The organism is Priestia sp. JSM ZJ58, from assembly GCF_044383985.1.
Lineage (GTDB): Bacteria > Bacillota > Bacilli > Bacillales > Bacillaceae_H > Priestia > Priestia zanthoxyli.
In genome coordinates, this window is the sequence record NZ_JBISEM010000002.1 from 75,602 (window position 1) to 87,442 (window position 11,841).

An 11,841-nucleotide genomic window follows, 5' to 3' on the forward strand; every position below is an offset into this window, starting at 1 on the left:
TATTCACAATATTATCTCTAACTATTTTTAATGTGTTTGGTTATCTTAATACACAGGAGGTGATTTTGTGAGTAAATTAAAGAAAGATCCATCTTCAGCAGGCGTAAGCGCAGCAAGCGTTAAAGGAAATGCTGGACCGGTTAATGAACCGCACGGACGCGGCAAAAAGACATCTCAAAACCAGCAGTACACAAAGCATAATACACAAGGACATTAACCTCAAAATCGAACATGAGTAATCGAATCATGTTCGATTTTTGACTATTTCTTATTCTGTCATCACGACCATTTCATGGTTATTTTTTTACGATTCCTTTTAAGACAAATGCGACATTTGCAGGTCTTTCTGCAAGGCGCCTCATAAAGTACCCATACCAGTCCGTTCCATAAGGAACGTACACTCTCATTTGATATTGTTCTGCTACGAGCTGAACCTGCCTTTCTGGTCGAATACCGTATAGCATCTGGAATTCAAACTGATTCATTGAAATTCCATGCTTTTTAACAAACTCTTTTGTATACTGAATGATTCGTTCATCATGAGTAGCAACTGCTGTGTAGTGACCGTTTAATAAATGAAGTCCAATTATGTTTTTGAAGTTTTCGTCTACGTCTTCTTTATCAGGAAAAGCCACGTCTGCCGCTTCTTTGTACGCTCCTTTTACTAACCTTAATTTAGGAGCATAAGCATCTAATTCGCGAACGTCACTTTCTGTTCGATATAAGTATGCCTGAAGTACCGTCCCTACGTGGTCATACTCACTTTTTAATTGTTTAAACAGCTTAATCGTCTTGCTGCATCGCTTATAATCTTCCATATCAATCGTCACGAACACGCTATATTTTTCCGCTTCATTTAGAATATGACGCATATGATGAAGCGCCAGATCTTCAGAAATATCAAGTCCCATAGACGTTAATTTCAAAGAAATTTCTGAATCTAACCTTTCTTTGTGTATAAGATGGATGGCCTTTATGCATTGAGCCACAGCATTATTGACTTCAGCTTCACTTTCCACAAACTCTCCGAGATAATCAATCGTTACTTTTAATCCCTGTTCATTTAGCTTTTTTATCACACTAACAGCTTCATCGATGGTTTCCCCTGCAACAAACCTTGCTGCCCCAAAACGTAAACCATAGCGCTTAGCCAGCTTTGTTAACTTTTTGCTTTTTGATAACAATAAAAAAAAGTTTCTTATCGTTTGTTCCAAAGCAACCCCCCGCCTTCACTTGTCATACACCTCACAAATTTTATCTAATTATCATTAATTTTACCATTTTATCAACCAGATAGATAGGCACCCTTCATTAACATATGCACACTAGATCAAAAAGCTACCTGGAGCTTTTTTGATAAAAAAACATTCATCAGCTTCGTGATGAATGTTTTTATTCTGGTTTTCGCTGTGACGCTCGATGCGCTTCATTCAGCTCTTTTATTTCCTTCACAATTTCAATCATTTCCGCTTTTGCGTCTGGATATAATTGATTCCAATGCTTTGTTAAAGGCGGCATAGATTTTGAGATATGGTTGTAAAGTGCCCACATTTTCACTTTTTCCTGCAGCTGTTCATCACTTTCTCCAACCATTAGTTCCGTATACTTTTCAATCAAACCGTCGAATTGCTCTTGAAAGGTTTTACTCATGCGCAGTCACTCCTTTCTTTGGTTTACAAATAACCGGACACGTTCGACAATAAGTCTCTTTATCTCCTGTTTGGTAGGACAAACAGCACGTTTTTCGTACTCTTATCTCCTGCTTTTGTTTCTCTATATATTGAGGAGGTGAACTGTACCGAGCAAGCGGATTGTTATGATATGAACCAAAGTGACGTCCCTCAGCTTCTTCTAACACGTATCGTAAATTCTTTTGCACTTTCACATTGTCTATTTCTTCGTTTGCTAAAAGCAAATCATAAAGCCAGTGAATATAAACAGCTACGTTTTCCCACAGCGTCAGCTTTGAGATTTTTGTCACTTTACGCAGTACTGACCACATCGGCTCAATTTGATGAGCAAACAATTCATCAAGAAGTTCATCAAGAAGAATTTCGCGATTATCCTCTGTTACTTCTGTCGTCTCAATTTCTGAGATAAACACTTTTGGAAGCCACATCGTTTCAACTTGTTCGGTATGCAAAGATACATTTTTAGTCGATACATTTATCTTTTTTTGAAACACAATAAATGAATACAAAGCCGCAACCACAACAAAACTATACCGCTTTGCTAACATTGAAGCAGCTGCTCTCAAACTAGCGGCCTCCATCGTCTCTTGAATCCATAATAGCTGCACCTTCACCTTACTTTCATCCATGCAGCTGGCAGGAGAAAACCTGTACAGCGAGTTATCTTTAAACGTACAGCGGAATTTTTCTGCTAACTCGCTTTGCTCATTCCTACTGAGCATGCTGCGTTTCAACTCGCAGCTTATTCACAATACATCGTCCGCGCCCATGAGGAATACAAAGAGGCGTTCCAAATAACGGATCAACCGTCACTTCACAGTTCATATTAAAGACTCGCTGTACTAAATCGCAGTTAATGACTTCTTCTGGTCTTCCCTGTGCATAGATTTTTTTATCTTGAAGCGCCACAATATGATGAGCATAGCGGCAAGCTAAGTTTAAATCATGCAGCACCATTACGATGGTACGATTTTCTTTTTCATTCAGTTCAAACAACAAGTCCAAGATCTCAATTTGATGCGTCATATCTAAATATGTTGTCGGTTCATCAAGTAAAATAATATCTGTATCTTGCGCTAGTGTCATGGCAATCCATGCGCGCTGACGCTGTCCCCCAGAAAGCGAATCAACTTGACGATCTGCCAAGTCTGCTAAGCCTGTTGCTTCCAGTGCATTTTGCACTTTTTCTTCATCCTCTTGAGACCACTGGCGGAACCAATTTTGATACGGATAGCGCCCTTGTTTAACAAGCTGCAGCACAGTCAGACCTTCAGGTGCAACAGGACCTTGAGGAAGGATTGCTAGCTGCTTTGCAATTTCCTTGGTAGGAAGAGAAGAAATTTTAGAACCTTCTAGTAAAATAGAGCCTGCATGTGGCTTCAATAACCTTGCCAGTGAACGCAGCAGCGTAGATTTTCCGCATCCATTACTGCCGATAAAAACCGTAATCTCACCCTTTGGGATGGTAACGTCAAGCTCATCTATAATCATCGCTTCTCCATATGATAATGTTAGCGACTTTGTTTCTAACGAATGCATGCGAATCGCTCCTTCTACAAAGAATGCTATACGTTTCTTTGTTTGTATAGTAAATAAATGAAGTATGGTGCGCCAATTGCAGCTGTAAATACACCTGCTGGCACTTCGATTGGCAAGAAGAATGTTCGGCCAATTAAATCTGCTGCTGTGATTAAAATCGCTCCGATTAGTGCCGATAGCGGTATTAAAGCGCCGAATGACGAACCTACAAGCTTTCGGGCAATATGTGGAGCAAGTAACCCTACAAAGCTAATTCCACCGGCAAATGCAACGGCGCTCCCGGTTAAAGCTGTGCTCATCAGCAATAGTGCCAATCGATTTTTTTGAACGCGACTTCCAACGTTAGTCGCAATTTCTTCACCTAATTCTTGAACATTTAAATTTCGAATCATTAAAATCGTAATTATAACCAGCCCTGCAGTAACTGGAACTAGTACGGAAACACTGGCCCAATTTGAACCATACACCGTTCCGGTAATCCAAATATTTGCCTGGCTAGCGCGGTAGATAGGACCCATAATCATAAACAGCGTGGTCATAGCTTTCGTTAACGCTGTTAATCCAATTCCTATTAATACTAGTGTAATAGGAGAGACACCATTTTTCCAGGCAAACACATAAAGTAAAAGCGCCACTGCCACGGCACCTAAAAATGCGCTAACAGGCATCCAATTAATACTTACGGTTAACGAGTTGCTTTTATCACTAAATAGTGTCAAAAATAACACTACACCAACTGACGCTCCTCCTGTTAATCCAATTAAGTCTGGTGAAGCAAGCGGATTTCTCACAAGCCCCTGCAAGATAGCGCCCGCAATAGCTAGACAAATACCAGCACAAATGGCAACAATAATACGCGGCAGTCTAAAAGATGTAACAACTAATCGTTCAAACTCCAACCCATGACCCGCTAAAATTTTAATTACACGAAATGGATTAATAAATAAGTCACCCGTACCTGCACTTAACAAAAAGAGTGCAACAAGGACAGCTGAAAATCCGGTAATGATTAGAGCAGCTTTTATATTAACTAAAAATGAAATTCTCTTTAAGCGAAGAGATAAGTATGTTTTCATGACGTCTTCGCCCCTTTCCTTGCCATATAGATAAAGAAAGGTGTACCAATAACAGCAGTCATGACTCCAACAGGGATTTCTTGAGGCATAATGACGTACCTTGCGCCAACATCAGCTAATAAAATTAAAATCCCGCCGACAACCGCACTATAAGGAAATACCCAGCGATAATCTTGTCCTACGATTGCTCTTACAACGTGAGGAACAATGATTCCTACAAAGCTAATGGGACCGGCTACTGCAACGGCTCCCCCCGCTAAAATCGCAATAATGATGCCGCTTATAATTTTGACAAGAGCTGTTCTTTGACCTAATCCTTTGGCTACGTCTTCACCAATCGTTAAAATATTAATTTTTGAAGCGATAAAAAAAGTAACAATAATTGCTGGCACTACATAAGGCAGTATGCCATACAACATTTCAACCTTGCGTCCTTGCACAGACCCTGCCAGCCAAAAGAGGACTTGATCAAGCGAAGATTCATCCACAGCTAGCAGTCCTTGTGTTAAAGAAGAGAAAAAGGCTGCAATAGCCGCTCCTGCGAGCGTCAGTTTGATAGGCGTTAGCCCTTCTTTTCCAATGGACCCAAGAAAATAGACAACCACTACGGTTAGTGCCGCTCCTACAAATGCAATCCATGTAAAAGCTTGAAGTGAATTGACCGAAAAAATCATCACTGCAACAACAATAAAAAAGCTGGCCCCAGCGTTCACACCGATAATATCCGGTGAAGCAAGTGGGTTTTTCGTTAACGCCTGCATCATTGCTCCTGCAATTCCTAAACAAATACCTACCACAGCACCGATTATAGCGCGCGGCAATCGAATATTTTGAATAACTATGTGCTCATTCGAACCGTTAAACGCTTGAAAAGCTTCAAATGCTGTTTTGATACTTGTATCTGTGTATCCGAGTACGATACTTAATCCAATACAGATTAAAAGCAGCATGATTCCAATGATGAGCCCCATTACTTTCATTTGAACACTGCGTAGCATCATTTTCATTGCTCTCCTCTAAGATGATTCCTATATATATCTAACCTTTAGTTTAGGAAACATTGAAAAAAGTGTCAATGATTTTGAGAATCATTTTCAATTTTTAATTGACACCGCTTAAAAGTTAGAATATTATCTTAATTGTTAATGAAAATCATTATCACTTACGAGGGGGAAAAGATGTGAATACATATTCTAAAGGCAAGTTGTCATATTTGTTGTCCATTCTTACCATTATGACACTGCTTGTGCTGGCAGCCTGCGGTAATTCAAACGGCGCTGACAGCGATAAAAAAGAAAAAACTGAGGGTTCTGGCGAAACTTACACAGTAAAACACGCAATGGATAAAACCGATATTAAAGGAACGCCTAAACGAGTGGTTGTTTTAACAAACGAAGGTACTGAAGCTCTTCTTGCAATGGGTGTAAAGCCTGTGGGCGCTGTTCAATCATGGTTAGGAAATCCGTGGTATGACCATATTAAAGGTCAGATGAAAGGCGTTAAAAGTGTGGGTACAGAAAGCGAGCCAAGCTTAGAAGCAATCGCTGCTTTAAAGCCTGACTTGATTATCGGAAATAAAATGCGACAAGAAAAAGTATACGATCAGCTTAGTCAAATTGCTCCGACTGTATTCTCTGAGGAGCTGCGCGGAGATTGGAAATCAAACTTTAAGCTATATGCAAAAGCTGTAAACAAAGAAGAAAAAGGTAAAGAAGTATTAGCTGACTATGACAATCGCGTAGCAGATTTAAAGAAACGCCTTGGAGATCAGTTAAAACAAAAAATCTCAGTTGTACGCTTTACAGCTGGAGACGTTCGTATCTATCATAAAGATTCATTCTCAGGTGTTATTTTAGATCAGCTTGGATTTGCTCGCCCTGAGTCTCAAGACAAGGATGATTTTGCTGAAATGAATGCAACAAAAGAACGCATTCCGGCAATGGACGGCGATCAGCTATTTTACTTCTCTTATGAAACGGGAGACGGTGAAGCAACAAAGCTTGAAAAAGAATGGATAAACGATCCTCTCTTTAAAAAGCTAAAAGTGGCTCAAGAAAATCATGTTCATAAAGTAGATGATGCTACTTGGAATACAGCAGGCGGTGTGTTAGCAGCTAATATCGTACTTGATGATATTGAAAAAATCTTCTTAGATAAAAAACAATAATAATATGAAAGAAAGAGCTTCGACGAATCGAAGCTCTTTCTTTCATGTATAATGTATTTCCTTTCATCGCACACTAACCGTGGTCTCACTTTATTAAATAGGAGTGGTGAAAATGAATTCAAAAAAACAGCCTAAAAAGCAGCCAGATACAAATGAAATGGCTGACCGTCAGTTCGAAACAGAAGATTATAACCGACAAGATGCACTCTCACAAGGTCTAGCAGAAACACATGAGCAAATAAGCGACGCCTATCAAGAAGGATCATTTGAAGATACAGATCGTTAATAAAAAAAGAGCTGACTCTAAGTCAGCTCTTTTTTATTTTGAATGCTGCCATGCCGTTTTAGGCAATGACATGGACATCCACTGCTGGCGCTTTGATTTATCAATCGTCACTTTCTTTGCTTTAATTCCTTGTTGAATCAGCTGTTTCATTAGTTTATCAATTGACTTCATCGCTATTCACCTCAAAAGCGGAAATTTGTCTTGCTTCTACTCTTTTACTTTTTTGCTCTTAAACTTCATAAAAAACTCATAGACAATTGGAACGATAATGAGCGTAAGCAGCGTAGAACTTGTTAGTCCTCCAATCACGGTAACCCCTAGCCCTTTTGAGATAAGGCCTCCACCTTCAAATCCAAAAGCTAATGGAAGCAGTGCACCAATCGTTGCAATAGCTGTCATTAAGATCGGGCGAAGACGTGTCATTCCAGCTTCTAGTAAAGCTTCACGCGTTGAAAGACCCTCTTGCTCTTTATGAATCACGCGGTCAATCAGAACAATCGCATTGGTTACCACAATTCCAATCAACATAAGAGCTCCAATCATCGAAGAAATACTAATCGTTTCCCCAGAGATTAAAAGTGCCACTAGCGCACCAATGAGTGTAAATGGAAGTGAGAATAAGATAGCAAATGGCGCTAAACCTCCACCAAATGTCAGTACAAGTACGAAGTACACGATACCAATGGCTGCGAGCATGGCAATTCCTAATTGACTAAATGAGTCATTAATTTGCTCTGATGCTCCGCCAAAGTTAATGTCCATATCACTTGGCAAATCAATTTTCTTCACTTCTTTTTGAACGTTAGAAGAAACGCCGCCTACATCGTCACTCTTAATATCGGCACTTACCTCTGCATAAATTTTATTATCACGGCGCGTTACCGTATTCGACGTTTTACCTTTTTTAATATCGACAACTTCATTTAATGTAACTTCCTGTCCAGTTTGAGAGGTCACTTTTGTGCTTGAAAGTTCGGCAAAAGTAGAGAAATCCTCTTTTTCTTTTGGAAGGTATACGTTAATTTCGTTTCCGTCTTTTTGGATAGTTGTTAATACTTCACGCTGTCCAAGGTTGGAAATTTGCATTCCGATTTGACTAGCAGACAAGCCGAGTTCAGCGGCTTTCTTTTGGTTCGGTACTAGCGTATATTCATCAAACGTATCTGAAAGCGTAGAATCGACATTTTTCAGTTCTTTATGCTTTTCTAAAACGCGCTGAACTTTGTCAGCATAAGGTTTGATTTCGTCTAAGCTATCTCCGTAAATAAGGACGTTTAATGAATTATTGCTGCCGCTAGACGCCGTATTCATGGAGCCCCATTCACCTTGATTCGCTTGTTTATTAAGAGCTTTTAATACTTTATCCTGCTCTTTATCAAAGTTTTGTGTATCCTCGTCATATTGCACAAATGTTAAAACGTTATTTTTGCTTCCCGGATTAAAAGAGTTACCTTCACCGAACGAATACTGAACCGTTTTGACACCATCTCGCTTCATCAAGTACGCTTCTGCGCGATTCGCTGCTTTTTCCACGTCGCTTTGAGACTGTCCGGCTTTCGGTGTATACGTAAGCGTCAGCGTTTTTTCTTGATCGGATGATAAAAAGCTAACCCCAATAGAAGGAACTAAAAATAAACTTCCTACTAACAGTAGTACGGCTAACCCAAAGGAAATAAGCTTATGGTTTAGCGTCCAGTTCAAAATTCGCTTATATCCGTGCGCTAGTTTGCTTGGCTTTTCTTCTTTGACTTTTACATTTGTTTTAAATAACGAATGAGCAAGCATTGGCACGAGTGTTACCGCTACTAGCAGTGATGCTAACAGTGCAAAAACAACCGTTAACGCAAACGGTAAGAATAGCTCTCCTACCGGTCCTTCTACGAGACCTAACGGTAAGAATACGGCCACGGTTACGACTGTAGAAGAAAAAATTGGAACAAACATTTCTTTCGTCGCCGCGACAATTAAATCTTTTCCTGTAAGCTTTTCTTCCTGATAAGCCATGCGGCGGTAAATATTTTCAATAACGACAATGGAATCATCTACAACCCTTCCGATGGCTACAGTCATCGCTCCAAGCGTCATAATATTTAAAGAGATATCCATTGATTTGAGCGCCAAAATGGCGATTAATAGCGAAAGCGGAATTGAAATAACGGCAATAATCGTTGAACGAATATCACGTAAAAATAAAAGAATAATAATAACCGCAAAGACCGCACCGATAATAGCTTTATTTAGCATCGTATGAACAGAATCTTCAATCGGTTTACCTTGATCAAAAATATTGTCAACGTGAAGGTCTTTATTTTTCTTTTCTAGGCTATTCATTTTTTCTTTAATATCATTTACAACATTTACTGTGTTCGCATCCTTCGCTTTGACAACTTGTACAGCAATTGAAGGTTTTCCGTTCGTGCGAGAAATGGATTCTGCTTTCCCCGTCACTTTAACATCCGCAATTTCTTTTAATTTCACAGTTGGAATCGAAGCTGCGGACGGCGCCTGCTGCACGGCTCCTTGTGTTTGCTGCTGGCTCATTCCTTGTTGCTGACCTTGAGCAGCTCCTTGACTAGGCACAGCTGGAATCTCTAAGTTTTCCAAATCTTTTTCTGTTGTCATCTTTCCGTCTACCACAACAGATTTTTGAGATCCATCCATCGTATACGTACCAGCCGGCACTTTTGCATCGGATGCTTGGATCAGCTTTTTCACCGTATCTTCATCGAGTCCCAGCTGCTTGAGCTTGTCTTGTTTGAATACAAGTTCTGCTTCTTCAACTTGTTCTCCTGAAACGCTGACCGAAGAAATGCCTTGCACTTTTTCAACTTGTGGAACAACGGTATTTTTTACATACTTCGTTAAGTCTTCTAATGATTTTTTATCATCTGAAACACTTAATGAAATAATCGGAAAATCACTGATGCTTTGTCTTGAAACATTTGGTTCCTCTACATCATCTGGCAGATCCACGTTTGAAAGAGCTCGTCTGACTTCGTCTTCTGCCTTCTCCATATTTTTACTAAAGCCATATTCAACTTGAATGGTAGCCATATTTTCATAAGAAGACGAGCTAACTGTGTCAACGCCGCTCAGTCCCTGAAGCTTTTGTTCAATTGGCTTACTCACCTTGTCTGCCACTTGTTCCGGAGTGGCGCCCGGATAAGTTGCACTGACTGTTACAACAGGCGTTGATATATCAGGAATAGTCTCTAGCTTCATATTAAATCCTGAATACAGCCCTGCAATAATGACAAAGAGTGTTAACAGCCATACTGCAAATTTATTTTTCAATGAAAATTTAATAAACTTCCCCAATGCATATCCTCCTTCAAATATATGTATACTAATAAAATTGACTGATTGGTCACAACAACTTAAAATATAAATGACTAACCGGTCAGTGTCAACCCTAAGCAGTCTCTCTCCTAATATGTTCATAATAAAGACATATTTACGATAAATCTTTTTTAGAGGAACTGACTCCCGTTCTTAACTTTGATATATACCTTTATCTTTTTTAGTGTATGATACTATTATCTAACGAAATGAATGGTCAAATTGTTTAATAAAGGAGGTAGAATACTTGAAAGAAAAAGAAAAAAGAATAATTGAAGCTTCGATTAAGCTTTTTGCAAAAAAAGGATTTAATGCTACCTCTGTGCAAGAAATTGTAGATGAATGCAACATTTCAAAAGGTGCATTTTACCTGCACTTCAAATCTAAGGATGCACTTTTATTATCAATTCTAAACTTTTACTATGAAAAGCTCTTTAGCTCTGTTTATGCTCTCGACGAGGAAGTAAACGATGCCCGCAGCCGCTATATGAATCAGCTCATCTATTTCTATGAATTTATTACAGAGCACAGAGATTTTATTATCATGCAAATCCGTGAAAAATCGATTCCATTTAACAAAGAAGTGGAGACCTTTGTTCATAAAATGCAGCGAGAAACGTTTTACTTTCATCGCAAAAGCCTCGTTAGCGTATACGGAGAAGACGTAACTCCTTATATCTCCGATTTAACGAAAATGATTGAAGGTATTCATCATTCCTTTTTAGAAATTATTATCTTCAATCAATACGAGCTTACCTTTAAAGAAGTCGCGCAGTACATAATGGAACGAGTTGACGTATTAGTAGAAGATTTATTAGCTAGAAAACCTCGTCCCCTTATTCCCGCTTCTTTTGGTGAAGATATATACGGAAAGGAACGAACGACTTTTCTAAGTAAAAATGAGCAGGTAAAACAAGCTCTTGAGGAAATTAAACATCTGCTAGACACCAGCGATCATATTTCTGATGAACACGCAGACAGCTTTCACATTTTACAAACGGAGCTAAAAAAAGATAAGCCTACCGCTGCTATTGTAAAAGGCATGGTTGGAAATTTAACGGAACTTAAACCGTTGGAAGAACCGCTTAATCTTTTAACAGCTTTACTCCAACAAAAATAACAGAAGGCTTCAAGCCTTCTGTTATTTTTCTGCTTTTGAACTAGATACTCCCCCAGATAACACGAACTTCATTGCTTCTTCCGGCTTAATATCTAACCATTCAATTTCTTCTTTTGGAATTAAAAAAGTAAAACCGGCTACTTGAAAAGTTTGTGGAACATAGACAGCGACATGGTCTTTTAACGAGTGAATAACCTCTTCTACTTCTTCAGAGGTCACAAACCCTATGACTTTCATTGACGTGCCGGGCATTGGCACTAAAGCTACTTTTGAAAAAGACTTTTTCTCTCCAAGAAAAGATTGAAATGTATCTTTAATGACACTATATAGCGTTTTAACAAGCGGTATTTTTTCTAACAATCGATCAATTAAGTTAATAATTTTCCCAGCGAAAAAACGGGTAGATAACCACCCTAAGAACGTAATTAAGACAAGCGTTGCTAAGATTCCAATACCAGGTATATAATCCTGCTTCATATAGGGCTTCAATACGTTCCCTAAAATGCTGTCTAAAAAATTAAATACTCTTACCAAAATATAAATAACAAGGATAATAGGGACAATCGTTAAGAGTCCATTAATAAAACTTTTTATGATTGCTTTCATACAAACACCTCATTTTT

The 11,841-nt window shown here is 38.9% G+C and carries 13 protein-coding genes; 4 read left to right on the top strand and 9 right to left on the bottom strand.

The window, feature by feature from the left end:
* The first annotated feature begins 67 nt into the window (after positions 1–67).
* Positions 68–217, top strand: coding sequence for a YuzL family protein (locus tag ACH6EI_RS21780; protein WP_013059660.1), 150 nt, complete (start codon positions 68–70; stop codon positions 215–217).
* A gap of 79 nt (positions 218–296) precedes the next feature.
* Here the strand turns inward: ACH6EI_RS21780 and ACH6EI_RS21785 are convergent, their stop codons facing one another.
* From ACH6EI_RS21785 to ACH6EI_RS21810, 6 genes are all read right to left on the bottom strand, one after another.
* The gene (locus tag ACH6EI_RS21785) at positions 297–1,214 is read right to left on the bottom strand and encodes a proline dehydrogenase family protein (protein ID WP_028412084.1); all 918 of its coding nucleotides are present in this window, start codon (positions 1,212–1,214) and stop codon (positions 297–299) included.
* Between the two features lie 178 nt (positions 1,215–1,392).
* Complete coding sequence (locus tag ACH6EI_RS21790; protein ID WP_028412083.1) at positions 1,393–1,650, bottom strand: YusU family protein; 258 nt, start codon at positions 1,648–1,650, stop codon at positions 1,393–1,395.
* Positions 1,643–2,413, bottom strand: a complete 771-nt coding sequence (locus ACH6EI_RS21795) for an IucA/IucC family C-terminal-domain containing protein (protein ID WP_028412082.1) — start codon at positions 2,411–2,413, stop codon at positions 1,643–1,645. Before ACH6EI_RS21795 ends, ACH6EI_RS21790 begins: the two co-directional genes overlap by 8 nt.
* On the bottom strand, positions 2,403–3,230 hold the full coding sequence (locus ACH6EI_RS21800; protein WP_013059664.1) for an ABC transporter ATP-binding protein: 828 nt from the start codon (positions 3,228–3,230) through the stop codon (positions 2,403–2,405). The genes ACH6EI_RS21795 and ACH6EI_RS21800 overlap by 11 nt, the downstream gene beginning before the upstream one ends.
* 26 nt (positions 3,231–3,256) lie before the next feature.
* Complete coding sequence (locus ACH6EI_RS21805) at positions 3,257–4,306, bottom strand: FecCD family ABC transporter permease (protein ID WP_028412081.1); 1,050 nt, start codon at positions 4,304–4,306, stop codon at positions 3,257–3,259.
* Positions 4,303–5,307, bottom strand: a complete 1,005-nt coding sequence (locus tag ACH6EI_RS21810) for a FecCD family ABC transporter permease (protein ID WP_028412080.1) — start codon at positions 5,305–5,307, stop codon at positions 4,303–4,305. Before ACH6EI_RS21810 ends, ACH6EI_RS21805 begins: the two co-directional genes overlap by 4 nt.
* Before the next feature lie 179 nt (positions 5,308–5,486).
* On the opposite strand from ACH6EI_RS21810, the gene ACH6EI_RS21815 reads away from it, so the two are divergent.
* Together ACH6EI_RS21815 and ACH6EI_RS21820 are read left to right on the top strand one after the other, a co-directional pair.
* Entirely contained in the window at positions 5,487–6,473 is a 987-nt protein-coding gene (locus ACH6EI_RS21815; protein WP_028412079.1) for an ABC transporter substrate-binding protein, read from the top strand.
* A gap of 112 nt (positions 6,474–6,585) precedes the next feature.
* Entirely contained in the window at positions 6,586–6,759 is a 174-nt protein-coding gene (locus ACH6EI_RS21820; RefSeq protein ID WP_080754494.1) for a YozQ family protein, read from the top strand.
* A gap of 33 nt (positions 6,760–6,792) precedes the next feature.
* On the opposite strand, the gene ACH6EI_RS21825 is transcribed toward ACH6EI_RS21820, so the two are convergent.
* A complete protein-coding gene (locus ACH6EI_RS21825) occupies positions 6,793–6,930 on the bottom strand; it encodes a hypothetical protein (RefSeq protein WP_014457868.1) in 138 nt (45 codons plus the stop codon).
* Between the two features lie 36 nt (positions 6,931–6,966).
* The gene (locus ACH6EI_RS21830) at positions 6,967–10,077 is read right to left on the bottom strand and encodes an efflux RND transporter permease subunit (RefSeq protein WP_108674339.1); all 3,111 of its coding nucleotides are present in this window, start codon (positions 10,075–10,077) and stop codon (positions 6,967–6,969) included.
* A gap of 268 nt (positions 10,078–10,345) precedes the next feature.
* Here ACH6EI_RS21830 and ACH6EI_RS21835 point away from each other — a divergent pair, with 268 nt between their 5' ends.
* Complete coding sequence (locus tag ACH6EI_RS21835; protein WP_028412077.1) at positions 10,346–11,218, top strand: TetR/AcrR family transcriptional regulator; 873 nt, start codon at positions 10,346–10,348, stop codon at positions 11,216–11,218.
* Positions 11,219–11,239: 21 nt separating this feature from the next.
* Here the strand turns inward: ACH6EI_RS21835 and ACH6EI_RS21840 are convergent, their stop codons facing one another.
* Positions 11,240–11,824: a DUF502 domain-containing protein gene (locus ACH6EI_RS21840; RefSeq protein ID WP_028412076.1), complete on the bottom strand. Its 585-nt coding sequence runs from the start codon at positions 11,822–11,824 to the stop codon at positions 11,240–11,242.
* Positions 11,825–11,841 lie beyond the last annotated feature (17 nt).